Origin of the sequence: Actinophytocola sp., assembly GCF_035634895.1 — a bacterium.
In the GTDB taxonomy this organism is placed as follows: domain Bacteria; phylum Actinomycetota; class Actinomycetes; order Mycobacteriales; family Pseudonocardiaceae; genus Actinophytocola.
Map to the genome: position 1 here is coordinate 26,396 of NZ_DASQCC010000089.1, position 24,429 is coordinate 50,824.

Sequence of the window (24,429 nt, forward strand, 5' to 3'; positions counted from 1 at the left end):
GCACGTCGGGGACACTCGGCGTGCCTTCCAGGGCATCGGGCTCAGTGACCGAAGGTGAGCCAGTCCACGTTGACGAAGTCGGCCGGCTGGCCGCTGGTGAACGTCACGTAGACGTCGTGGGTGCCGGTCACGCCGCTGATGTTGGCGGGGATGTTCCGCCAGCTCTCCCAGCCGCCCGTGTTGCCGACCGCGAAGCTGCCGACCGGTGTGCTCGACGGACTGTCCAGACGGACCTCGACCAGCCCGCTCACGCCGCTCGCGGCCCCGGAGGCCACCCTGGCCGTGAACTGCCGCGCCGCGCTCGAGCTGAAGTCGATGCCCGAGTAACGCGCCCAGTCACCGTTCGCGAGCCAGCCGAGGTACGACCCGCCCGCGGCGCTCGCCGCGCTGCCGACCTGCGTGCCGGACTGCGCGTTGTAGCTCTCCGCCTCGATCTGCCGGTAGGCCGTGCCGCCGTTGCCCGGCGGGGGAGTGGTGCCCCCGCCGCCGCGTGTCCACGCCGCCACGTAGTCCACGAGCATCGGCCGGCCCGAGACGGTGTCGGCCGTCGGCGTCGTGCGGCCGGCGACGCCGTCCGGGAACGAGCCGCCGATGGCGACGTTCAGCAGGATGAAGTAGCCGTGCGAGGTCATCTGGCTCCATGTGTCCGCCGGCAGCTGGCTCTGGCTGACACTGTGGAACTGCTGCCCGTCGACGTACCAGCGCAGCTGGTTGGGCGAGACGCTCTGGTCCCACTCGAACCGGTAGGTGTGGAACGCCGACTGGCACGACGAGCCGGGGCAGGCGCGCACGGCGCCGAGGCCGTTGTACTCGTTGCACGGCCCGGCCGGGGCGACTCCACAGTGGAGCGTGCCCCACACCTGGTTGATCCCGTTGACGTTCTCCATTACGTCGAGCTCGCCGATGCCCGGCCAGTTCCAGTAGTTGCCGCGGTAGGGCGCGCCGAGCGCCCAGAACGCCGGCCAGTAGCCGAGCGCCTGGTTGCCGGTGACGTTCGGCATCTGGATGCGGCCCTCGATGCGCAGCACCCCACCCGACGGTGGGGCGAAGTCGGTGCGCTGGGTCTCGATGCGGCCCGAGGTCCAGTTGCCGGACCCGTCCCGCAGCGGGGTGATGCGCAGGTTGCCGCCGCCGTCGAGGCTGATGTTGTTCGTGTTGGTGGTGTAGTTCTGGATCTCGCCGGTGCCCCAGTTCCCGGCGCCGCCGGGATAGCTGTGGCCGGTGTCGAAGATCCAGTTCGACGACGACGGCAGTGCGCCGGCGTTGCCGGTGAAGTCGTCGGCCCAGACCTGCGTCCAGCCCGAGTCGGGCGGCGGGACGGAGGCCTGTGCGGTGTAGCTGAGGGGAGCGAGGGTCAGGGCCACGGTGGCCACGCCGACGGCGAGCCTCCGTGTTCTGGCCATGCGGGTAGCGGGCATGGATGTGACCTCCTCGTCACGCTCGGGCAGGGGTACCGAGTGCCTGCACGAAGGCCGCAAATGATTGTGGATGCCATGGAAGCGCTCTCACGGGGCCTTGTCAACAGCAAGTGACGGTTGGTCGTCCTTCCTTTTGAGGATCCTTCGGTTACGCTGGAGGCAGGCGAGGCAGCCGGCGCTACCGGCCCCACCAGGGCGAGGGCGCCTTATCGCGCGGATCATCCAAACCGTTACATCGATCGCGGAAATCCGCCCATTGACGCATGGCTCCTGGGTTTCGGGACTGTTAAGCTCGCGTCAACACGCGGGCCACCGGCGTCCCGCGCCCAGCGAACAGTTGAGCGCGAGGACGACGAGGGAGGTCGACGCGTGATCTATTCCGCCATACCCACCGCACAGGGTCTTTATGATCCCACCACCGAGCGCGACGCGTGTGGCGTAGCAATGGTCGCCGACATCAAGGGCCGCAGGTCACACGGCATCGTGACCGACGCGCTGGTGGCGCTGGCCAACCTCGAGCACCGCGGTGCGGCGGGCGCGGAGCCGACCAGTGGCGACGGTGCCGGCATCCTCCTCCAACTCCCCGACGAGCTGTTACGTGCCGAGGTCGAGTTCGACCTACCGGCCACACAGGACGGTGCGCACACGTACGCGGCGGGCATGGCGTTCCTGCCCCAGGACCTCGACCAGCGGGCCAAAGCCGTCCTGCTGGTCGAGCGCGTCGCCAAGGAAGAAGGCCTGGAAGTCCTCGGCTGGCGCGACGTGCCGGTCGCGCCAGAGGCGGCCGACGTCGGCCCGACCGCGCTCTCGGTGATGCCGCACTTCGCGATGCCGTTCGTGGCCGCGCCGCCGGACGTGGACGGCGTCCGTCCCGGCGGCGTCGAGCTCGACCGGCTGGCGTTCTGCCTGCGTAAGCGCGCCGAGCACGAGAGCGTCGCCGCCGGCTGCGGGGTGTATTTTCCGTCACTGTCGTCCCGGACACTGGTGTACAAGGGGATGCTGACCACCGCGCAGCTGCCGGTGTTCTTCACCGATCTCACCGACTCCCGGCTCGAGAGCGCCATCGCACTGGTGCACAGCCGGTTCTCCACGAACACCTTCCCGTCGTGGCCGCTCGCGCACCCGTCCCGGTTCGTGGCGCACAACGTCGAGATCAACACCATCCGCGGCAACCGCAACCGCATGCGGGCCCGCGAGGCGTTGCTGCAGAGTGATCTCATCCCGGGCGACCTCACCCGCCTGTACCCGATCTGCGACTCGGAAGGTTCGGACTCCGCCTCCTTCGACGAGGTGCTCGAACTGCTGCACCTCGGCGGTCGCAGCCTGCCGCACGCGGTGCTGATGATGATCCCGGAGGCGTGGGAGAACAACGCCACCATGGACCCGAAGCGGCGTGCGTTCTACAAGTTCCACGCGTCGCTGATGGAGCCGTGGGACGGCCCGGCGAGCGTCACGTTCTCCGACGGCACCCTCGTCGGCGCCGTGCTCGACCGCAACGGCCTGCGCCCGGCGCGCTGGTGGCGGACCGCCGACGACCGCGTGGTGCTGGCGAGCGAGACCGGGGTGCTGGACGTGCCACCGGACCAGGTCGTCGCGAAGGGCCGCCTGCAGCCCGGCCGCATGTTCCTGGTGGACACCAAGGCCGGCAGGATCGTCGACGACGACGCGGTCAAGTCGAAGCTCGCGGCGCAGCACCCGTACGAGGAGTGGCTGCACGCCGGCCTGCTGAAGGTCACCAACCTGCCCGACCGCGAGCACGTGGTGCAGACCAGTGAGTCCGTGCTGCGTCGCCAGCTCTCCTTCGGCTACACGGAAGAAGAACTGAAGATCCTGCTCGCGCCGATGGCGTTGAACGGCGCCGAGCCGATCGGCTCGATGGGCACGGACACGCCGCCCGCGGCGCTGTCCAAGCGGTCCCGGCTGCTCTACGACTACTTCAAGCAGAACTTCGCGCAGGTCACGAACCCGCCGCTGGACGCGATCCGCGAGGAGATCGTCACCTCGGTGGCACGCATCATGGGGCCCGAGCAGAACCTGCTCGAACCGGGCCCCGCGTCCTGCCGGCACATCCAGCTGACCTACCCCGTCATCGACAACGACGAGCTGGCCAAGCTCATCCACGTCAACGACGACGGTGACATGCCGGGCTACGCCTGCACCGTGATCCCCGGACTGTACGAAGTGGACGGTGGGGGAGCCGCGCTCGGCGAGGCCGTCGAGCGGGTGCGGCGCGAGGCGTCCGAGGCCATCGCGGCCGGTGCGCGCATCCTCGTGCTGTCCGACCGGGACGCCGACCACCGGATGGCGCCGATCCCTTCGCTGCTCCTGGTTTCCGCCGTGCACCACCATCTGGTGCGCACCAAGGAGCGCCTGCAGGTCGCGCTGGTCGTCGAGACCGGCGACGCGCGCGAGGTGCACCATGTGTCGCTGCTCCTCGGTTACGGAGCCGCGGCGGTCAACCCGTACCTGGCGTTCGAGACCATCGAGAACCAGATCCGGCGCGGCACGCTGACCGGCATCGAGCCGCAGCGCGCGATCCGCAACTACGTCCAGGCGTTGGTCAAGGGCGTCCTGAAGATCATGTCGAAGATGGGCATCTCGACCGTCGGCGCGTACACGGCGGCGCAGGTCTTCGAGGCGTTCGGGCTGGCGAACGACCTGCTCGGCGAGTACTTCACCGGCACGAGCAGCAAGCTGGGCGGCGTCGGCCTCGACGTGATCGCCAAGGAGGTCGAGACCCGCCACCACCAGGCGTACCCGGAGAACCCGACGGACCGCGTACACCGGCGCCTGGAGGTCGGCGGCGAGTACGCCTACCGCCGCGAGGGCGAGCTGCACCTGTTCACCCCCGAGACCGTGTTCCTGTTGCAGCACGCGACACAGACTCGCCGTGCGGACGTGTACCGCCGCTACGTCGAGGAGGTCGAGCGGCTCAACCGGGAGGGTGGCGTGCTGCGCGGGCTGTTCCGCCTGCGCACCGAGGGCCGCGAGCCGGTCCCGCTGGACGAGGTCGAGCCCGTCGAGTCGATCCTCAGGCGGTTCAACACCGGCGCCATGTCGTACGGGTCGATCAGTGCCGAGGCGCACGAAACCCTTGCCATCGCGATGAACCGCATCGGTGGCCGGTCCAACACCGGCGAGGGCGGCGAGGACACCGACCGGCTGTACGACCCGGAGCGGCGCTCGGCGATCAAGCAGATCGCGAGCGGCCGGTTCGGCGTCACGAGCGAGTACCTGGTGAACGCGACGGACCTGCAGATCAAGATGGCGCAGGGCGCGAAGCCGGGCGAGGGCGGGCAGCTGCCGCCGAACAAGGTGTGGCCGTGGATCGCGCGCACGCGGCACTCGACGGCGGGTGTGGGGCTCATCTCGCCGCCGCCGCACCACGACATCTACTCCATCGAGGACCTCGCGCAACTGATCCACGACCTCAAGAACGCGAACGAGGACGCCCGGGTTCACGTCAAGTTGGTGAGCGAGCTGGGTGTCGGGACCGTGGCGGCCGGGGTCTCCAAGGCGCACGCGGACGTCGTGCTGATCTCCGGGCACGACGGCGGCACCGGCGCCTCGCCGCTGAACTCGCTCAAGCACGCGGGCACGCCGTGGGAGGTCGGTCTCGCCGAGACCCAGCAGACGTTGATGCTCAACGGTTTGCGCGACCGGATCACCGTGCAGGTCGACGGCGCCATGAAGACCGGCCGGGACGTCGTCATCGCCGCCCTGCTCGGTGCGGAGGAGTACGGCTTCGCGACCGCGCCGCTGATCGTGGCTGGCTGCGTCATGATGCGGGTGTGCCACCTGGACACCTGTCCGGTCGGCGTCGCGACGCAGAACCCGGTGCTGCGCGAGCGGTACACCGGGCAGGCCGACCACGTGGTCAACTTCTTCCACTTCATCGCCGAGGAGGTGCGGGAGTTCCTGGCGGAGCTGGGTTTCCGCACGCTCGACGAGGCGATCGGCCACGCGGAGCTGCTGGACGTCGACCGGGCCGTCGAGCACTGGAAGGCGAACGGGCTCAACCTGGCGCCGATCTTCGAGGTGCCGGACACCACGTACTCGAGCGCGCGGCGGCGCGTGCGTGGCCAGGACCACGGTCTGGACCAGGCGCTGGACCGCACGCTGATCCAGCTGGCCGAGGCGGCGCTCGAGGACGCGCACCCGCTGCGGCTGGAGATCCCGGTCCGCAACGTGAACCGCACGGTCGGCACGCTGCTCGGCGCCGAGGTGACCAGGCGCTACGGCGGTGAGGGCCTGCCGGACGACACGATCCACATCGAGCTGACCGGCTCGGCCGGCCAGTCGCTCGGCGCCTTCCTGCCGTCCGGCATCACGCTGGACCTGGTCGGCGACGCCAACGACTACGTTGGCAAGGGCCTGTCCGGTGGCCGGATCATCGTGCGGCCGCACCCGGACTCGCGGTTCGCGGCCGAGCAGCAGGTGATCGGCGGCAACGTGATCGCGTACGGCGCGACCGGCGGCGAGATCTTCCTGCGTGGGCGGGTCGGGGAACGGTTCTGCGTGCGGAACTCCGGCGCGGTGGCGGTGACCGAGGGCGTCGGCGATCACGCGTTCGAGTACATGACGGGCGGCCGGGCGGTGGTGCTCGGGCCGACCGGGCGCAACCTCGCGGCCGGCATGTCCGGCGGCATCGCGTACGTGCTCGACCTGAACGAGAAGATGGTCAACAAGGCGATGGTCGACCTGCAACGACCCTCCACGGAGGACCTTCGATGGTTGCGGGAGACCGTCACGGCACACCACAGGCACACCGGATCGGCGGTAGCGGCGTCGCTGCTCGGCGACTGGACGAGGCGCGCGGCCTCCTTCACGAAGGTCATGCCGCGCGACTACCAGCGCGTGCTCGAGGCGATGCGGCTCGCCGCGGCCGAGGGACGCGACATCGACGAGGCGGTCATGGAGGCGTCGCGTGGCTGACCCAGGTGGTTTCCTGAAGTTCTCGCGTGCGGAGGCGCCCAAGCGCCCCAAGCCGGACCGGCTCGCGGACTGGCACGAGGTGTATGTCGACCAGGACCCCGACGAGCGGAACAAGCAGGTCCGCGCCCAGGCGTCCCGGTGCATGGACTGCGGGATTCCCTTCTGTCACTCGGGATCCGCCGGCTGTCCACTCGGGAACCTGATCCCGGAGTGGAACGACCTGGTCCGCGGCAACGACTGGTCCGCGGCGAGCAACCGTCTACATGCGACGAACAACTTCCCCGAGTTCACCGGGAAGCTGTGCCCGGCGCCGTGCGAGGCGGCGTGTGTGCTGTCGATCAACCCGGTGTCCGGTGGCCCGGTCGCGATCAAACGCGTCGAGGAGGCCATCGCCACCGCGTCGTGGGAGAAGGACCTCATCCGGCCGCGGCAGGCTTCGGTGTCGTCCGGCAAGAAGGTCGCGGTCGTCGGCTCGGGCCCGGCGGGTCTCGCGGCAGCGCAGCAGCTGACCCGCGCCGGCCATGAGGTGACCGTGTACGAGCGGGACGACCGGCTGGGCGGCCTGCTGCGGTACGGGATTCCCGAGTTCAAGATGGAGAAGAAGGTCCTGGACCGGCGCCTGGCGCAGCTGCGCCAGGAAGGCACCCGGTTCGTGACGGGCTGCGAGGTCGGCGGTTCGAAACCCGGTGACCTGTCGGTGGAGACGCTGCGGTCGCGGTTCGACGCGGTGGTGCTGGCGGTGGGCGCACTGCGTGGCCGCGACGCACAGGACGTCCCGGGCCGGTCGCTTTCCGGTGTGCACATGGCGATGGACCACCTGGTGCCGGCGAACCGGGAGTGCGAGGGCGACGGGCCGTCCCCGCTCTCGGCCGCGGGCAAGCACGTGATCGTGATCGGCGGCGGCGACACCGGCGCGGACTGTTACGGCACCGCGACCCGCCAGGGCGCGCTGACCGTGACGCAGCTGGACCAGTATCCGCAACCGCCGTCCGTGCGGGACGACGCGCGGTCGCCGTGGCCGGTGTGGCCGTGGATCCTGCGGACGTACCCGGCGCACGAGGAGGCGGGCGAACGCCGCTTCGCCGTCGCGGTGGACGAGTTCGTGGACGACGGCGAGGGAAACGTCCGCGCGGTGCGGCTGCGCGAGGTCCGGGTCAGGCGCGACCCGACGACGGGTCGCCGCGAGGTCTCGCCGGTCAACGACCACGTCGAGGAGCTGCCGGCGGACATGGTCCTGCTTGCCATCGGCTTCGAAGGCGTGGAACACATGCCGCTGCTGGATGGCCTGGACCTGTCACTGACCCCGCGCGGCACCCTGTCGTGCGGCACCGACTGGCAGACCACCTCCGACGGCGTCTTCGTCTGCGGCGACGCGCACCGCGGCGCTTCCCTCGTGGTGTGGGCGATCGCGGAGGGCCGCTCGGTGGCCAACGCCGTCGACGCCTTCCTGACCGGTCATTCGGACCTGCCCGCCCCGGTGATCCCGACGGCCCTGCCCCTCGCGGTCGTCTGAGCCCCGAGCCGGCCCAACGACGTGCCGGCCTCACCCTCACGCCGCGTCGGCACCCAACTCCGCCGCGGCCGATCGGCCGGGGGACACCGGCCGGGCACGTCGGGTATCGGCCCTCCTGACGGGTGATGGAAAACACCATCCGCGGCCTCCCTGCCGTGCCGCGGTTAGTGGTGGCCGGCATCGCGGCGGCGAACCGATCAAGCTCCGCGACGTGGACGGCGAGTTCTGCGCCCGGCGTCGTCAGGATCTCCCCGGTTGCGCTTCGTGTGCGAGTCCCGCGTTCGCACATAGCGAGTCCCGCGTTCAGACATGGCGAGTTGCGGTTTCGTGCACACCAACACACCAACGGTCGGTGCGTCGCACCGAGGAGTCACACCAAGGATTCGTTCGTACGCAACAAGATCTGCACGAAACCGCAACTCGGTGTGTGCGAACGCGGGACTCGGTGTGTTTGAACGCGGGACTCGCGGTGTTTGAACGCGGGACTCGCGAGGGGGTGGGTTAGATGTCGGAGAGGGTGTCTAGTAGGGCGGCTGCTTTGGTCAGGTCGTCGGAGAACGGGCGGTCGGCGGTTGACGGGTCGAGGGTGGCGGCGGCGAGGTCGAAGGCGTCGCGGATGGGGATGTCCAGCAGGTCTGCTGGGCGCATGCGGAGGGCGCGGACCGCTGCTACCAGCTCGCAGGCCAGCACCTGGCGGTAGGCGTCGGCGGCTGACACCGCCTGGCGGGCCGCCTGGGTCGAGAAGCTCGCGTGGTCCTCGACGCCGCGGGAGACCACCGCGGTTCCGAGTGTCACGGGTAGGGCCGCCTGTCGGAGTGTCGCCAGGGCGTCGTGTGTCACGTACTCCAGGATCATCACGCCGGAGCTTCCCGGCGGCCCGTCCGCCAGGAACGCCGGCAGGTCCGTGAACGACGGCTCCACGAGGTCACCGAGCCGCGCTGCCGACAGTTCGGCCACGTGATGGACCGTCGCCCGGGCCTGGTCCAGCGCCGTGGCCAGGTACGCGGTGTGGAAGTGCGCGTTGTGGAAGACATCCCCGGCCGCCAGGGACACCATCGGGTTCTCCGCGCTCGCGTTGATCTCCACGGTCAGCACGGAACGCAGGTACGCCAACGCATCCACCGCCGGTCCCTGGACCTGCGGGAACGCGCGCAGGCCGTACGGGTCCTGGATCCGCCGCCCCGGCGGGGGTGTCACCATCCCCAGCAGCCGCCGCATCTCCGCCGCGCACCACACCTGCCCGGGGTGCGGCTTCGCGGCGTGCACGGCCGTCGCGTACGCCTCCGGGGAACCGCCCAGCACCACGTACGACAACGCCGTCACCACATGGCTCGCGCGCAGCAGCCGTTCCAGCGACAGGCATGCCAGCGCCGCCTCCGCCAGCGTCGAGGCGTTGCTGCTCATGAACGCCAGCGCGTCCGACGTGTCCATCGCCACGGGATCGAGGTGACCGGTCGCCCACGGCCGCTCGCCCGCCAGCGTCAGCCCCGTCTCGGCCAGCATGGTCAGGTCGCCGGTGCCGATGGCGCCGAACGCGTGCACGCGGGGGAGCGCACCGGACGTCAGCACCTGGGCGAGTGCCGTCAGCAGCCGGGGATGCACACCGGAACCGCCCGCCGCCAGCTGGTTCAGCCGGATCAGCATCATCGCGCGCACATGCGCCGCCGACAGCAGCGGGCCCGCGCCGCCGGCATGGCTGCGCAGCAGCCGCCGCCCGTGTTCGGGGCTGGAGTCCTCGTCGATCGTCAGGTCGCGGTTCGCGCCGACGCCGGTCGTGCGGCCGTAGATCTCCCGCCGCGCCGACAGTTCGGTGACCAGCTCCCACGCCTGCGCGGCGCGCCGCATGGCCGCCTCGTCGACCGTGACCCGCACGTCCTCCTCCGCCACCAGCCGCACGTCCTCGAGGCGGAGCGTCCGACCGTCCACTGTGAACATGTGGGCAGAGTAGCCATATCGGGAATGTGAACCCCCGAATGGCGGGTCAATGACCGCCCGACTTGTCGGTAGCGTCCGAAAACGCAACCTATCCACCCTGCACGCCCACTTGGTCGAGTGGGCGAAAGGTTAGGTGATCACATGGAAAGGCGATTCTGGCGTTCCGCCGTCGTGCTCGCGGCGGCCGGGCTCGCGGTCGCCCTGGTCCAGCCGGCGGCACAGTCGGCACCGGGCGTCACGGTCCACCTCGCCGCGGACACCCCCGCGAAGGCCGCCGCGGTCGCCGCGCGCTGGACGCCCGAGGCGATGCGTGACGCGGTCCCGCTCGACCTGCCAGCCGTGGACCCGGCGAAGCTGACGGACGACGTGCTCAAGGGTCTGCCCGAGGTCGTCCCCGGCGTGCGACCGGCGGCCTTCCCGTCCGGTGGCGCGGCGTGGACCGGCGGCGGCAAGGTGGTCAGCACGGCGGGCCGCGTGTTCTTCACCTACCAGGGCCGCCAGGCCTCGTGCTCCGGCAACGCGGTGACCAGCGGAAACAAGAGCGTCGTCATCACCGCCGGCCACTGCGTGAAGCTGGACGGCGCCTTCCACACCAACTGGGCGTTCGTGCCCGGCTACAACAACGGCAACGCCCCGTACGGCACGTGGACCGCACGCGCGACCATGGCCACGCCGCAGTGGGTGGCGTCGGAGGACATCAACTACGACGTCGGCGCCGCGGTCGTCAACCAGCTGAGCGGCCAGAGCCTCACCGACGTCGTCGGCGGCCAGGGCATCGCGTTCAACCAGGCACGCGGCCAGAACATGTACGCGTTCGGCTGGCCGGCGGCGTCCCCGTACGACGGCACGAAGATGGTCTACTGCAGCGGTACGACGTTCAACGCGTTCCTGTCCGACGGCATCGGCATGACGTGCGACATGACCGGTGGCGCGAGCGGCGGCCCGTGGTTCCTGCAGTTCAACGAGGCCGCCGGCACCGGCGTGCAGAACTCGGTCAACAGCTACAAGATCAGCTTCATCCCGACGTGGATGTTCGGTCCCTACTTCGGCACGGACGCGCAGAACCTCTACAACGCGGCACAGGCGGCCTAGGACCCGGGCAACGGTCGTCGCGTCGGGCGAGGGGGCGGCTGGGCGGAGCCGCCCCCTCGTTCATACTCACGGTCCATGGCGTTCGAAGGGTTCGGCGAACACGCGATCGACTTCTACGACGGCCTCGAGGCCGACAACTCGAAGTCGTACTGGGAGGACAACAAGCACCTCTACGCGTCGGACGTCCGTGCTCCGATGGAGGCGCTGCTCGCCGAGCTGGCCCCCGAGTTCGCCGACGACACCAGCCGCGTCACCGTCTTCCGCCCGTACCGCGATGTCCGGTTCGCCAAGGACAAGACGCCCTACAAGACGCACTGCGGCGGCGTGATCGAGCCGGGCCGCGGCGCCGGCGCGTACTACGTCGAGGTCGGGCCGGCCGGGCTGCGGGTCGGCGGCGGCTGCTTCCACCTCGAGTCCGACCAGCTGGCCCGCTTCCGCACGGCCGTCGCGGAGGACCTCCACGGCAAGGCACTCGACGGCGTCGTCGCCAAGCTCGAACGGGCCGGCTGGGAGATCAGGGGCGAACGGCTCAGGACCAGGCCGCGTGGCTACGACGCCGACCACCCCAGGATCGACCTGCTCCGGCACAGGTCGCTGTACGCGGCCCGCGTCTGGCCACCGGACGACGCACTGCACGAGCGGAAGACCCTCGACCGCGTCAGGAAGGCCTTCCGCGCGTTGCGCCCCATCAACGAGTGGGCCCGCGACCACGTCGGCGTCTCGGAGGTCCCGCGCCGCTAGCGAGTGGTCTTCGGGTCCTCTCCGGTCTTCGTGTGTCCCGGCGTGGTGTCCGGTGAGGTGTGTGGCGAGGTGTGTGGCGAGGTGTGTGGCGTCGTGTCCGGTGTGGTGTGCGGTGTCGTCGTCTCCGACGGTGGCACGGCCGGCACGACCGGGCCGGGTGGCGTGCTGGCGAACGCGATGCCGAGGACGATCGCGATGATCGCCGCGACGGTCGCGGCCCCGGCGACCAGCATCGGGAAGTGCGGGCCGAGCCGCTTGCGGAGGGTGGCGAGCCCGCGTGCGCTCTGGCTCTTGACGGTCCCCGTCGACACGCCGAGCTCCTCGGCCGTCTCCTCGACGCTCAGGTCGCGCAGATACCGCAGCACCAGCACTTCCTGCTGCTTGGGCGCCATGCCGGACAGCGCCCCCAGCACCAGCGTCCGGTCCTCGAAGCCCTCGGGTTCCGCGCCGTTGTCGGGCACCGCGTCGGTCAGCTGCTCACGGCTGCGCCACGACCGCCTGCGGTCGTCGAGGTAGACCCGCAACAGCACCTTGCGGGCGTAGGCGTCGCGGGTCTCGTCGTTGATCCTCGGCCAGACCCGGTACAGCGTGAGCAACGCGACCTGCGTGATGTCCTCCGCGTGGTGCCAGTCGCCGCACATCGTGTACGCGGTGGCCCGCAACGACCGTGCCCGCGCACCGACATACCGGGCGAACTCGTCGTCCCACGACGAGCCCTGCCCGGTATCTCGGTTCACGGTGTCCAGTGTCACCGAGCCGTGCTCTTCGTCGGCGACGGTGTGGTCGCCGGGAGCTTGGTTCCGGTCGGCGTGGTCTCGGGCGCCTTCGTCCCCGGCGGGGTGGTTTCCGGGTACTTGGTCGCGGCCGGCGTCGTCGCGGGCTGCTTGGTCCCGGGTGGCGTGGTCCCGGGTGGCGTGGTGTCGGGGTACCTGGTCGTGGGCGCCGGTGTGGTCTCCGGCACGTTCGGCGCCGGTGGTGTGGTCTCGGGCGCCCCGGTCCCCGGCGGAGTCGTCGCGGGTCCGGTGGTCGCCGGCGGCGCCGGTGCCGGGTGGCCGCCCGTCGCGGCGATCGCCGTCCCCGTGACCGCCGCGCCCACCATCACGAAACCCGCCGCGACCAGCCCGATCCGTGCTCCTCGTCCTGGCAAAGGGTCCTCCTCGTCCCGAGGGCGTGGCCCGCTGCCGCGCCCCTTCACCGGTTGATAGGGGCGCCGGCGGGTGGGGGGTTGCAGCGAGTTTTCCGGTGCGAGCAGGAGACCGTCAGACCAACGCACGGATAACTTTCTGGATCGATCCTCCCGTTACCGACCAGTACTTCAGGATCGTTCCAGCGAGGAGGGTTAAGCTACGGCCCCGTGAGTCGACGAGCGAAGATTGTCTGCACTCTGGGACCGGCGACAGCCACCCCGGAGAAGGTGCGCGACCTGGTCGCGGCCGGCATGGACGTCGCGAGAATGAACTTCAGCCACGGTAGCCAGAGCGACCACAAGCAGGTCTACGACCTGGTGCGCGCCGCTGCCGACGAGTCCGGCCGGGCCGTGGGCATCATGGCCGACCTGCAGGGCCCCAAGATCCGCCTCGGCACGTTCGCCGGGGGCAAGGCCGAGTGGCGTGTCGGCGACGTCGTGCGCATCACCGTCGAGGACATCGAGGGCACCCACGACCGCGTCTCCACGACCTACAAGGGACTGGCCAAGGACGCCAAGAAGGACGACCGCCTGCTGGTCGACGACGGCAACATCGGCCTGACGGTGATCGAGGTCGACGGTCCGGACGTGGTCTGCGAGGTCACCGAGGGCGGCAAGGTCAGCAACAACAAGGGCATCTCGCTGCCGGGCATGGACGTGTCGGTGCCGGCCATGTCCGAGAAGGACATCGAGGACCTGGAGTTCGCACTCCAGCTCGGCGTGGACTTCGTGGCGCTGTCCTTCGTGCGCTCCCCGGCCGACATCGACCTCGTGCACCAGGTGATGGACCGGGCCGGCCGCGGCCGGCTGCCGGTCATCGCCAAGCTGGAGAAGCCCGAGGCCGTATCGAACCTCGAGGCCATCGTGCTCGCGTTCGACGCGGTCATGGTCGCCCGCGGTGACCTGGGCGTCGAGCTGCCGCTGGAGCAGGTGCCCCTGGTCCAGAAGCGCACGATCCAGATCGCGCGCGAGAACGCCAAGCCGGTGATCGTGGCGACCCAGATGCTGGAGTCCATGATCCAGAACTCGCGCCCGACGCGTGCGGAGGTCTCCGACGTCGCCAACGCGGTGATCGACGGCGCGGACGCGGTCATGCTGTCCGGCGAGAGCAGCGTGGGCCGGTACCCGATCGAGGCGGTCAGGACGATGGGCCGCATCATCGAGGCGGTCGAGAGCGAGTCGACGGTGGCGCCGCCGCTGGCCCACGTCCCGCGCACCAAGCGTGGCGTGATCTCCTACGCGGCCCGCGACATCGGCGAGCGCCTCAACGCCAAGGCCCTGGTCGCGTTCACCCAGTCCGGGGACACGGTCCGGCGGCTCGCGCGGCTGCACACGCACCTGCCGCTCCTGGCGTTCACCCCGGAGCCGTCCGTACGCAGCCAGCTGTCGCTGACCTGGGGCGTCGAGACGTTCATGGTGCCCGAGGTGGACTCCACCGACCTCATGGTCCGCCAGGTCGACAACGCGATGCTGTCCATCGGCCGGTACCAGCCGGGTGATCTCGTGGTGGTCGTCGCAGGTTCGCCGCCGGGGACGGTCGGCTCGACTAACCTCATCCGGGTCCACCGGCTCGGGGAGGAAGATCACGCCTGAGCCGTTCGTCCGGCTCGGAAGGTGGTCTCCCATGACGGAAGCGGCCCGTCAGGCAGCCGCTGACCTCGACGGAACCCAGGCGATGCGTGGCCAGCCCGTGCTCGACCGGCTGGTCGCGCTCCTGGACCTCGAGCGCATCGAGGAGAACTTCTTCCGCGGGGTGAGCCCGGCGCACTCGACCGTCCGGGTGTTCGGCGGACAGGTGGCCGGGCAGGCGCTGGTCGCCGCCGGCCGCACGGTCCCGGCCGAACGCAAGGTGCACTCGCTGCACGCGTACTTCATCCGCGGCGGTGACCCGAGCGTGCCGATCGTGTACGAGGTGGACCGCATCCGTGACGGCCGCTCGTTCACCACGCGCCGGGTCATCGCGATCCAGCACGGCAAGGCGATCTTCGCGCTGTCCGCGTCGTTCCAGACGCCGGAGCCCGGCATCGACCACGCGGAGACGATGCCCGACGTGCCGCCGCCGGACGACCTGCCGTCGCGGCAGGAGTCGATCAAGGAGTACGCGGAGAAGCTGGGCCCGATCGCGCGGATGCCCAGGCCCATCGACATCCGGTACGTCACCGACCCGCCGTGGGTGCTGCGGGGTCAGGGCAACGCGGCACGCAACCAGGTGTGGATGCGTGCGGACGGGACCCTGCCGGACGACGACCTGCTGCACGTGTGCGTGCTGGCGTACGCGTCGGACATGACACTGCTGGACTCCGTCCTCGTGCGGCACGGCGTGTACTGGGGCTTCGACAACGTGGTCGGCGCGAGCCTCGACCACGCGATGTGGTTCCACCGGCCGTTCCGCGCCGACGAGTGGGTCCTGTACGACTGCGCCTCGCCGACTGCCTCCGGCGCCCGCGGCCTGGCCACGGGCCGCTTCTTCACCCAGGACGGCGCGCTGATCGCCACCGTGGTGCAGGAGGGGCTGCTCCGGATCGTCCCGGACTGAGCCCCCTCCGGGGACCCGGCACGGCACCGCATACCCGTGGTGGGTGATTGTCAGCAAGGTTGCAGGGTAGGACGATTCTTCACCAACACCCCTGCGACCCTGGAGGCGCCCGTGCGTGCCCGCCTGGTTGGTTCCCTAGCCCTCATCGCCCTGGTCTTCGGTGGCGCCGCACCCGTCGTCGCGCAGGACCGGGCCGGTCTCACCGCCGACCTCGACACCATCCTGTCCGCGCCGGCGCTCGCCGGCGCCGACGTCGGGCTCGTCGTCCGCACCGCCGACGGTCAGACCGTCTACAGCCGCGACGCCGGCCGGCGCCAGCAGCCCGCCTCCAACGCCAAGCTGGTCACCTCGGTCGCCGCGCTCGACGTCCTCGGCCCCGACTACCGCTTCGAGACGACCGTCCACACCACCGGCCGCCGGCACGGCCCGGTCCAGGACGGCGACCTCTACCTGCGCGGCACCGGCGACCCCACCATGCTCGCCGCCGACTACGACGCGCTCGCCAAGCAGGTCGCGGACCAGGGCATCCGGTTCGTCAGCGGCAGGCTCGTCGCCGACGACACGTGGTTCGACGACGTGCGCCTCGGCGTGTCCTGGGCCTGGGACGACGAGCCGTTCTACTACGACGCGCAGGTCTCCGCGCTGACCGCCGCCCCGGACACCGACTACGACGCCGGCTCGATCATCGTCCGGGTCCAGCCCGGCGCGAACGGCAAGGCGAAGGTCACCACGGAACCGCCCACCGACTACGTGACCATCGCGAACACGGCCGTCACCGGACCGGCCGGATCGGCCAACACGATCAGTGTCGACCGTGTGCACGGTGCGAACACCTTCACCGTCACCGGTTCCATTCCGGTGAACGGTGCGGCCACGTCCGAGTGGATGGCGGTCTGGGAGCCGACCGGCTACGCGGCCGCGTTGTTCCGGGCGGCGCTCGGCAGGCACGGCGTGCGGGTGCTCGGCCCGACGACCAGGGGCGCGGTCCCCACCGCCGGCGCGAAGGTCGCGACCAGGCGGTCCATGCCGCTGCGTGAGCTGCTGGTGCCGTTCCTGAAGCTGTCCAACAACCTGCATGCCGAGATCCTCGTCAAGGCCATGGGCCGTGCCACGAAGAACCAGGGCACCTGGAGCGCCGGCCTCGCCGCCGTGGCCGGCCGCCTGCCCGCCTACGGCGTCGACCCCGCTCGACTGTCCCTCCGGGACGGTTCCGGTCTGTCCAGGATGGACCAGATCTCGCCGGACCAGCTGGCCTCGCTGCTCGGCGCCGCCCGCGGCCGGCCGTGGTTCCCCGAGTGGTACGAGGCGCTGCCCATCGCGGGCAAGACGGACCGGCTGGTCGGCGGCACCTTGCGTAACCGCATGAAGGGGACGGCCGCGGAGGGCCGGGTACACGCGAAGACCGGTTCGCTGACCGGCGTGAGCAGCCTGTCCGGGTACGCCACGACCGCGGACGGTCAGGTGTTGGTGTTCTCACTGGTGACCAACAACGCCGTCGGGGTGAACCTGAAGGCCATGGAGGACACCGTGGCGATACGGCTCGCACAGGAAGGAAGTGCCGCCGCCCGCACCGCGACGAGTGTGCCGGACCTCGAGGGCCAGACGTCCGATGTGGAGTGCAGCTGGGTGAAGGCCTGCTAGTGTCCCGCGCCGGAGATGCGGTGATTGAGTGGGTGGATCCGGGTTTCTGCTGGCAAGGCGCCGGTTCGTCCTCGTACTGGGTCGTACTTGGGCGGACCGGCAACGCCGCCGGCGGGAAGCTGGGCCGCTGAATTGGTTGCCTGATTTCCGGCGCGGGACACTAGCGGCCTCACTTGTGGACGGCCTGCCACGGCACTCGCGGGAGTCGAATGCCGGGAAGAGGGCGGGTCCGGGACCGGTCGGGGGGGAAGGGTCCCGAACCCGCCACATGCCGGACGGCACGGGAAGACGTGGGGAGACGTGTCGTCCGACCCGAGCCGCGGGGGGATGTTCCCAGGGAGCGCTGCCGCGGCACGGAACTCTGGTACTCAGTTGCCGAAGGCGACCCGTCTGCGGACGGGCCGCGGGAGCTCCTCCGGCGTCTCTTCCTCGGTCACCACAAGGCAGAGGTGGGCCGTGAGGTAGGCCCGGCAGGGGGCGGGCGAGCGGCCGAACCTACTGGTGCGGCAGTTCGCACAGCGACCGAACTCGTCCGGTGAGTGCTCGTCGAGCACCGCCTTCAACGCCTCGACCAGGCGCGGCAGCTCGAAACGTGCGACGGACGCCACCGAGTGTTCGTCGCCGTACCGGCCCCGGTGGGTGATGTCGGTCAGGTAGTCGCTCAGCGAACTTTCGAGCTGTCCAAAAACTGGACTACTCACCGTGACTCCCCTAGGTGTGTAGCGCGGACGGACCTATCCTGTACCGGTTCGAGTTGCGACAACGTGACCGCGCGTCAAGTTGCTGCTCGGGCGGTACTGGATCGATCGGGCCATTGGAGATGCCGCCGGCTTGCCTAGGAGCTTGCGCCGGGCCACGCGCATATTGCAACTTGCACTACACGATTGGGTGAAGAGCGAGATAGCACCGTGCGTTCGCCTACTGTGAGCGTGCAGGCTTGGGCCGCGTTCGCGAGATTTCCTCGTGATCGTGTCCAAGTGAGAACATCATCTCCGCGAACCATCCAGTGAAGAGGTGATCCATGTCGCGAGGTCCCAGTCCGACGGTGCGCCGCCGACGGCTAGCGGCCAGGCTGCGTGAGCTGCGCGAGAACGCGAACCTGACGATCGACGAGGTCGGCGACAGGCTGGAGTGCTCCGCCTCCAAGATCAGTCGCATCGAGACCGGGCACGTCGGCGTCACCCCGCGCGACGTGCGGGACATGCTCGAGGTGTACGGCGTCGAGGACGACGAGCGGGAGGCGCTCGTGCAGCTGGCGAGAGAGGCCCGGAAGAAGGGGTGGTGGCACGCCTTCAACGAGGCGTTCACCGGAGCGTTCGTCGGCCTGGAGGCCGACGCCTCGTTCCTGCACACCCACCACCAGCTCCTCATCCCCGGTCTGTTGCAGACCGAGTCCTACACCCGTGCGGTGATCCGCGCGATCCGGCCGGACATCGGCGAGGCCGATGTGGAGCTTCGCGTACGTGCCAGGACGTCCCGCCAGAAGCTGCTTACCGAGGAGTCCAACCCGGCGGAGTACTGGGCGGTACTCGACCAGGCCGCGGTGGAGCGGGTCGTCGGCAGCCCGGAGATCATGCGCGAGCAGCTCAAGCGGCTGGTCGAGCTGTCGTCGCTGCCGAACGTCACGCTGCAGGTGGTGCCCTTCTCGGCCGGCGCGCACGCCGGCATGGAAGGCCCGTTCCTTATCCTCGGCTTCCCCGAGCAGGCGGACCCCGATGTGGTTTACGTTGAGTACTCGACGTCGGGTGTCTACTTGGAACAGCCCGAGGACGTGCACCGATACTCGTTGATCTTCGATCACTTGCGTGCGGCGGCGTTGAAGCCAGACGACACCGTCGACCTGATCGACAGGACAGCCGACCGGATGTCCTGAAGGAAGAAAATCGAAGGGAGCAGGGTGTGATGGATCTTTCCGACACACGGTGGCGCAAGAGCAGCTTCAGCGGCGCCCAGAACGACTGCGTGGAGCTCGTCGTACGCGGCGCCGGCGCGGCGGTTCGTGACTCGAAGAACCCAGAAGAGGGCCACGTCTCGTTCGCGAACGCGGGCTGGAGTGCCTTCATGGGCATCGTCAAGGACGGCCGCCTCGACGCCTGAGGCTGACGCCTGAGTGACCGCAGAGGTGCTCTCCTGACCCCGGAGCACCGGTTCGACCGACGGGCACGGCCCGTCTCACGGCTTCCGCGCCGGCTCCGTCCTCGGCGCTCAGAGGCGACGACCGTCGCCACCTTCCAGCCTCGTCCCTTACCCCCTCGTTGGGCAGGAGTGCGTGATCTCCCGATGCCGGCAGGGGCCCCTCAGTACGACAGTGGGCCCTCGTACACCGGGATCCGCCGACAGGGAACGCCGCTGATGAACCGAACGTCTCGCCCTTCGAAACTGACGCGCGCTCGTACCCGGGGGGCGTGACAGTATGCAGGGCGTGGCTCGTCTGGGATCTGGAATACCCCTTGTTGCCCGTGACCGGGAGGTGGACCGGCTTCGGGCCGTGTTCGACCAGGCGGCCGGGGGGACCGCGACCGCGGTGCTGATCTCCGGTGACGCCGGGGTCGGCAAGACCAGGCTCACCGAGGAGCTCGCCGCAGTCGCGCGAGACCTCGGCGCGGTCGTGCTCACCGGTCGCTGTCTCGACGCCGGCGAGTCCGGTCTGCCCTACCTGCCGTTCGCCGAGGCGCTGTCGCAGGTTCCCGACCGCGAGCAGGCCGTGCTCGCCCACCCCGCGCTGGCCAGGCTCTTCCCCGACGTCACGCTGCCGGCCGGCGACGGTCGGGACAGCAACCTCGCGGTCATCAACGCGGTCGTGCCGGGCGTCGGCGGCCGGATCGGCAACCGGCCCGAGCAGGACATCGGCCAGCTCCAGCTGTTCGACGCGGTGCACGCGCTGCTCACCGACCTCGCCGCGACCGCGCCGGTCGTGCTGGTCCTCGAGGACCTGCACTGGGCCGACGGCTCCACCCGGCGCCTCCTGTCGTTCCTCGTCGCGCGGCTGCGCGGGCAGCGGGTCATGATCGTCGGCACCTACCGCGGCGACGACCTGCACCGCCGCCACCCGCTGCGCCCGCTGCTCGCCGAGCTGTTCCGCCAGCCCGCGCTGGAACGGATGGACCTCACGCCGTTCAACAGCTCCGACTCCCGGCTGTTCGTCACCTCGATGTCCGAGGAGGCACTGCCGGACGACCTGGTCCGCGAGGTCGCCGCGCGCTCGGAGGGCAACGCCTTCTTCGCCGAGGAGCTGCTCGCCGCGTACACCGAGGACGGCGAGAGCCTGCCGGCCACCCTGGTCGACGTGCTGCTGTCGCGGGTCGAGCGGCTGTCGGAGACCGCGCAGCACGTGGTCCGGGTCGCCTCGGTGTCGGGCCGCCGAGTGCCGCACGCCGATCTGTTCGCGGTGTCCGAGCTGTCCGAGCCGGAGCTGGAGGAGGCGCTGCGGGAGGCCGTGCAGCACCACGTCCTCGTGGCGCGGCAGCACCAGGGCATGGACTTCTACGTGTTCCGCCACGCGTTGCTGCGGGAGGCCGTGTACGGGGACCTGCTGCCCGGCGAGCGTGTCCGGCTGCACGCCGCGTACGCCCGCCACCTCGCGAGCACCACGGGACCGCGGGGCGCGGCGGGTGCGCTCGCCCACCACAGCATGGAGAGCCACCAGCTGCCGCAGGCGCTGTCCGCCTCCGTCACGGCGGCGAAGGAGGCGCAGGCCGCCGGCGCGCCCGCGGAGTCGCTCGAACACTACGAGCTGGCGTTGAAGCTGTGGGACGCGGTCGCGTCCGAGGACCGGCCGCCCGGCATGGACGAGGTGACGCTGCTGCGCAAGGCGTCGTGGATGGCCGGCAGGTCGGGCGACCCGGAACGCGCCGTGTCGTTCGCGCGCTCGGCGGTGAAGCTCGCCGACGAGGCAGGCGACCGGGAGACGGCGGCCATGATGCGCCGCAGACTCGCCTCCTCGCTGTTCGTGCTCGAGGGCCGGGAGCAGGAGGCGCGGCAGACCATCGAGAAGGCGTGGAAGATCGTCGAGGGGGCGCCCCCGAACTGCGAGAAGGCGTGGATCCTCGCCGTGTACGCGTTGATCCTGCGCAGCATGCGGGAGCCGGAGGAGGCGCGGAAGTTCGCCGAGCTGGCCGTGTCGGACGCGCGGGCGTGCGACGAGCAGGGTGTGGTCGCGGACGCGCTGGTCACCCTCGCGGCGCTGGACGAGCAGAACGGGCGCACCGTCGAGAGCAGGGCCCGCCTGCGGGAGGCGATCGAGCTCGCGCGCGACGAAGGGGAGCTGAGCGTCGAGCTGCGGGCCCGGCACTACCTCGCCCTCAGCACCTACGAGCAGGGCGAGCTGGACGACGCCGTCATGATCATCGACGAGGGCATCGAACGGGCCCGCGGCACCGGCCTGGCCTGGAGCACCTACGGGTTCGAGCTGCGTGCCATCAAGGTCATCGCCCGGTACGCCCGCGGCGACTGGGGCGAGAGCGAGGCCGCCGCGGAACCGCCGGGCACGCGGGTGTCGAACACGGTGTCCGCGCGGCTCGCGGCGGTCGGCAGCTATGTGATGGTGAGCCGCGGCCGGCTGGTCGAGGCGGCGCGGCTCGCCACCGAGCTGCGGTCGGAGTGGCACCGGGACTTCCAGATCGGCGCGACCATGGGCACCACCGGCGCCGAGCTGGCGCTGTGGCAGGGCCGTACCGAGGAGGGCGTGAAGCTGGTCCGTGACGCGCTGGACTGGGCGGAGCGGATCGGCGGGCAGTACCAGCTCGTGAACATCCGGTTCGGCGCGCTCGGCGTGGCGCTGTACGCGGACCTGGCCGAGCGGGCGGCACGGCGCAAGGACGAGGCGGAGCGGAACGCGGCGGTCCAGGAGGGCACGCGGCTGGTCGAACTGGCCCGCAAGACCGCGAAGTTCGGCCGGCCACGCACCGGTTCGCTTGGTCCCGAGGGACTGGCGTGGCTCGCCAGGGCCGAGGCCGAGCTGAGCCGGCTGCGGGGACCCGCCGATCCGGCGCTGTGGGCGGAGGCGGTCGAGGCGTTCTCCTACGGGGCGGTGTACGAGCAGGCCGTGTGCCGGTGGCGGCTCGGCGAGGCGCTGCTGGGCGCGGAGCGCCGGGAGGAGGCGACGCGCGCGCTGCGTGCGGCCGACGAGGTGGCCGAGCGGCTGGAGGCCCGGCCGCTGCGCGACGCGTTGCGCAAGCTGGCGCGCCGCGGCCGCATCGCGCTGACCGACGGCGTGGCGCCACGCGAGGCGCTCGACCCGTTCACCCCGCGCGAACGGTCGGTGCTCAAGCTCGTCGCGTTGGGCCGGACCAACCGCCAGGTCGGCGACGAGCTGTTCATCAGCGAGAAGACGGTGAGCGTGCACCTGTCCCGGATCATGGCGAAGCTGGGCGCGACCCGGCGGGCCGAGGCGGTCGCCATCGCGTACGACCGTGGCCTGCTCGAGGAGCAGCACGCCTGAGTGGTGGTGAGCGGGTACGGGCCCGCTCACCAGGAGCCGCGCAACACTGTCGGTGCTCGGGTCTAGGTTCTTCGCGTGAACTGCGAGTGCTGGCTCTGCTCGGACGACGACCCGGCGGAGATGGACGAGTACCTGCGCGACATCGCGTGGCATGTGAAGAGCCACGGGTGGAGCGTCGTCGCGCTGCCCGAGGAGGCGGAGTACCCCGGCTGGGCGTACAGCGTCGGGATGTGGCACACCATGGGTGCGCCCGAGGTGTGCGTGTTCGGCTTACGGGTGACGGACATGCACCACTGGGTGAACCGCGTGGGATCCCTTGTGCACGAAGGACTTTCCTTACGTCCCGGCACGTCCATCGACGGGGTGCTGGCGGGGTACCCGCTGACGGTGCGGCCGGTGCACCCGTCCTGGCACCCCGACCTGTTCGCGTACGGCCTCGACTTCTACCGCGAGCGGCCCATGCCGATGGTGCAGCTGGAGTGGCCGGAGCTGACGTCGGTGGGCCGGCAGCCGTCGCTGTGGTTGCCCAAGGACGACCACCCGCCGAGCCTGTGGACGCGGCTGGACCTGCTCGTCGACTCGCCGTTCGCCGGCGCGGCGGCGGACTCGCTGGTGCTCGGTTCCCGCCGGGTGATCGACGGGTCGGCGCCGGTGGCCGGCGTCATCCACGGCGCGGACGGCTCGTGGTGCTTCCTGGACGGTTCCGAGCGGGAGGAGCTGGGCATGGTGCACCTGCGGCACGTCGTGGCGGACCACCCGTACGTGTGCGACTTCGCCGACCTGCCGCTGGGCTACGTGGCCCGGCAGGAGGCCGACGGCAACTGGTCCCGGTCCAGAGTGGAGTGACCTATTCCTCTTTGACCACAAGCCGAACCGGCGCGATGGGTGTCGCGACGAGCAGGACCAGCCCGATGGACGCGAGCTCCTTCTCGTGCCGGCGGAACCAGCCCCGGGGCGCGGTGGCCGACGGCGGCCGCTCGGCCGTGACCTCCAGCGCGTAGTCGACCTGCCCGCTCACGGTCACGGCCACACCGGCATGCCGTCCGGCGATGTCGATCACGCACTCACCGCCCGAGATGACAGTGTTCGGCGCCCGAAAGTCATGGTGCCGCTGGGTAAACCGATGCCCGGCAGCGGTAACCCTGGGCGTCGCCGACCCAAGCCCGCGGATCATCACCCCTTTCGCCACAGCACCAAGCGCCGCAAGCGCGGCCACCCGGCCAACGTCCGCCCACCCGGCGTCCACCGGCCCGGCGTCCACCCGGCCGCCGGCCCGGACCCGGCCGCCGGCCACCCGCCCAACGTCCGCCGGCCCGGACCCGGCCAGCACCTCCAGATCACCGGTCAGCAGCAACCCAATGGTGACCGTCACGTGCCCGATGTCCACGGCCGCCCCGGCCACGGGCCCGTCCGGCAACGCGTACGCGAACACGACAGGTGGGGGTTCGGGCAGCAATGCCGCCATCGTCATGGCTCTCCTTCGCAACCGGCACACCCCCCACCAACACGCTACTTCCCGTTGATCACCCATCCGATGGCCGATAGGGCAGCACTTAGGGCCGCAACTCCCGAGTCCCGCGCCACCCTTCGCGAGTCCCGCACCCAAACACCCCGAGTCCCGCGTTCGCCCACACCGAGTTGCGGTTTCGTGCAGAACCCGGTGTGCACAGATCCGCCACTCGAGGCTCGGCACCGACTACCGGAGCCACCGCGCCGAACGCGCGAACCCCACCCTTCGCGAGTCCCGCGTTCAAACACAGCGAACCGCGGGTTCGTGCACACGAGGCTTCGCGAGTCCGGCGTTCGGACATCACGAACTGCGGGTTCCTGCACGCGGGACTTCGCGAGTCCCGGGTCTGTGTCGTGATCGGTGTGTCCGGCGTTGTTGATCAGTAGGTTTCGGCTCCCGGCCAGCGGTCACCGAAGGTGATGGCGAAGGCGTTGAGTACTGGTTTCCAGCGCATCGTCCATCGGGTGCGGCCTGTGCCGGTG

At 70.4% G+C, this 24,429-nt stretch carries 16 protein-coding genes and 1 pseudogene; 11 read left to right on the top strand and 6 right to left on the bottom strand.

The genetic code is table 11. The features are described from left to right. Positions 1 to 41 precede the first annotated feature (41 nt). Entirely contained in the window at positions 42 to 1,403 is a 1,362-nt protein-coding gene (locus VET29_RS12445) for a carbohydrate-binding protein (protein ID WP_324919357.1), read from the bottom strand. A 384-nt stretch (positions 1,404 to 1,787) separates the two neighbouring features. Between VET29_RS12445 and gltB the strand changes: the two genes are divergently transcribed. Both gltB and VET29_RS12455 read left to right on the top strand, forming a co-directional pair. Next, positions 1,788 to 6,353: a glutamate synthase large subunit gene (gene gltB, locus VET29_RS12450; protein WP_324919359.1), complete on the top strand. Its 4,566-nt coding sequence runs from the start codon at positions 1,788 to 1,790 to the stop codon at positions 6,351 to 6,353. Then, the gene (locus tag VET29_RS12455) at positions 6,346 to 7,866 is read left to right on the top strand and encodes a glutamate synthase subunit beta (protein WP_324919361.1); all 1,521 of its coding nucleotides are present in this window, start codon (positions 6,346 to 6,348) and stop codon (positions 7,864 to 7,866) included. Before gltB ends, VET29_RS12455 begins: the two co-directional genes overlap by 8 nt. A 501-nt stretch (positions 7,867 to 8,367) precedes the next feature. Here VET29_RS12455 and VET29_RS12460 read toward each other — a convergent pair. Next, positions 8,368 to 9,801: an aromatic amino acid ammonia-lyase gene (locus VET29_RS12460; RefSeq protein WP_324919363.1), complete on the bottom strand. Its 1,434-nt coding sequence runs from the start codon at positions 9,799 to 9,801 to the stop codon at positions 8,368 to 8,370. A gap of 141 nt (positions 9,802 to 9,942) precedes the next feature. Between VET29_RS12460 and VET29_RS12465 the strand changes: the two genes are divergently transcribed. Both VET29_RS12465 and VET29_RS12470 read left to right on the top strand, forming a co-directional pair. Next, entirely contained in the window at positions 9,943 to 10,893 is a 951-nt protein-coding gene (locus tag VET29_RS12465) for a peptidase (RefSeq protein WP_324919365.1), read from the top strand. Between the two features lie 75 nt (positions 10,894 to 10,968). Beyond that, on the top strand, positions 10,969 to 11,634 hold the full coding sequence (locus VET29_RS12470; protein WP_324919367.1) for a DUF2461 domain-containing protein: 666 nt from the start codon (positions 10,969 to 10,971) through the stop codon (positions 11,632 to 11,634). A gap of 212 nt (positions 11,635 to 11,846) precedes the next feature. Here VET29_RS12470 and VET29_RS12475 read toward each other — a convergent pair. Then, positions 11,847 to 12,380 (bottom strand): annotated as a pseudogene (locus VET29_RS12475) (SigE family RNA polymerase sigma factor); the annotation flags it as partial. A 2-nt stretch (positions 12,381 to 12,382) separates the two neighbouring features. Beyond that, complete coding sequence (locus VET29_RS12480) at positions 12,383 to 12,781, bottom strand: hypothetical protein (RefSeq protein WP_324919369.1); 399 nt, start codon at positions 12,779 to 12,781, stop codon at positions 12,383 to 12,385. Between the two features lie 207 nt (positions 12,782 to 12,988). Here VET29_RS12480 and pyk point away from each other — a divergent pair, with 207 nt between their 5' ends. From pyk to dacB, 3 genes are all read left to right on the top strand, one after another. Beyond that, the gene (pyk, locus tag VET29_RS12485) at positions 12,989 to 14,413 is read left to right on the top strand and encodes a pyruvate kinase (protein WP_324919371.1); all 1,425 of its coding nucleotides are present in this window, start codon (positions 12,989 to 12,991) and stop codon (positions 14,411 to 14,413) included. Between the two features lie 31 nt (positions 14,414 to 14,444). Next, positions 14,445 to 15,356: an acyl-CoA thioesterase II gene (gene tesB, locus VET29_RS12490; RefSeq protein ID WP_324919373.1), complete on the top strand. Its 912-nt coding sequence runs from the start codon at positions 14,445 to 14,447 to the stop codon at positions 15,354 to 15,356. A gap of 111 nt (positions 15,357 to 15,467) precedes the next feature. Beyond that, positions 15,468 to 16,997, top strand: coding sequence for a D-alanyl-D-alanine carboxypeptidase/D-alanyl-D-alanine endopeptidase (gene dacB, locus VET29_RS12495; RefSeq protein ID WP_324919375.1), 1,530 nt, complete (start codon positions 15,468 to 15,470; stop codon positions 16,995 to 16,997). Positions 16,998 to 17,365: 368 nt separating this feature from the next. On the opposite strand, the gene VET29_RS12500 is transcribed toward dacB, so the two are convergent. Further along, on the bottom strand, positions 17,366 to 17,698 hold the full coding sequence (locus VET29_RS12500; RefSeq protein WP_324919377.1) for a hypothetical protein: 333 nt from the start codon (positions 17,696 to 17,698) through the stop codon (positions 17,366 to 17,368). A 320-nt stretch (positions 17,699 to 18,018) separates the two neighbouring features. Between VET29_RS12500 and VET29_RS12505 the strand changes: the two genes are divergently transcribed. The 4 genes from VET29_RS12505 to VET29_RS12520 all read left to right on the top strand — a co-directional run bounded on the left by VET29_RS12505 (position 18,019) and on the right by VET29_RS12520 (position 23,283). Continuing rightward, positions 18,019 to 18,870: a helix-turn-helix transcriptional regulator gene (locus VET29_RS12505; protein WP_324919379.1), complete on the top strand. Its 852-nt coding sequence runs from the start codon at positions 18,019 to 18,021 to the stop codon at positions 18,868 to 18,870. Between the two features lie 29 nt (positions 18,871 to 18,899). After that, positions 18,900 to 19,094 carry a DUF397 domain-containing protein gene (locus VET29_RS12510; protein ID WP_324919388.1) on the top strand — a complete coding sequence of 65 codons (195 nt, stop codon included), beginning with the start codon at positions 18,900 to 18,902 and terminating at the stop codon, positions 19,092 to 19,094. A gap of 316 nt (positions 19,095 to 19,410) precedes the next feature. After that, complete coding sequence (locus tag VET29_RS12515) at positions 19,411 to 22,437, top strand: helix-turn-helix transcriptional regulator (RefSeq protein ID WP_324919381.1); 3,027 nt, start codon at positions 19,411 to 19,413, stop codon at positions 22,435 to 22,437. Positions 22,438 to 22,512: 75 nt separating this feature from the next. Beyond that, a complete protein-coding gene (locus VET29_RS12520) occupies positions 22,513 to 23,283 on the top strand; it encodes a DUF4262 domain-containing protein (protein ID WP_324919383.1) in 771 nt (256 codons plus the stop codon). 1 nt (position 23,284) lies between these two features. On the opposite strand, the gene VET29_RS12525 is transcribed toward VET29_RS12520, so the two are convergent. Further along, complete coding sequence (locus tag VET29_RS12525; protein WP_324919385.1) at positions 23,285 to 23,908, bottom strand: hypothetical protein; 624 nt, start codon at positions 23,906 to 23,908, stop codon at positions 23,285 to 23,287. Positions 23,909 to 24,429: the final 521 nt, after the last annotated feature.

Bases quoted from the DNA above. Each gene is read 5' to 3' on its own strand.
- tesB (WP_324919373.1), top strand. From the start codon at position 14,445: ATGACGGAAGCGGCCCGTCAGGCAGCCGCTGACCTCGACGGAACCCAG.
- VET29_RS12465 (WP_324919365.1), top strand. From the start codon at position 9,943: ATGGAAAGGCGATTCTGGCGTTCCGCCGTCGTGCTCGCGGCGGCCGGG.
- VET29_RS12460 (WP_324919363.1), bottom strand. From the start codon at position 9,801: ATGTTCACAGTGGACGGTCGGACGCTCCGCCTCGAGGACGTGCGGCTG.
- VET29_RS12445 (WP_324919357.1), bottom strand. From the start codon at position 1,403: ATGGCCAGAACACGGAGGCTCGCCGTCGGCGTGGCCACCGTGGCCCTG.
- VET29_RS12505 (WP_324919379.1), top strand. From the start codon at position 18,019: ATGTCGCGAGGTCCCAGTCCGACGGTGCGCCGCCGACGGCTAGCGGCC.
- VET29_RS12470 (WP_324919367.1), top strand. From the start codon at position 10,969: ATGGCGTTCGAAGGGTTCGGCGAACACGCGATCGACTTCTACGACGGC.
- VET29_RS12510 (WP_324919388.1), top strand. From the start codon at position 18,900: ATGGATCTTTCCGACACACGGTGGCGCAAGAGCAGCTTCAGCGGCGCC.
- VET29_RS12515 (WP_324919381.1), top strand. From the start codon at position 19,411: ATGCAGGGCGTGGCTCGTCTGGGATCTGGAATACCCCTTGTTGCCCGT.
- VET29_RS12525 (WP_324919385.1), bottom strand. From the start codon at position 23,908: ATGACGATGGCGGCATTGCTGCCCGAACCCCCACCTGTCGTGTTCGCG.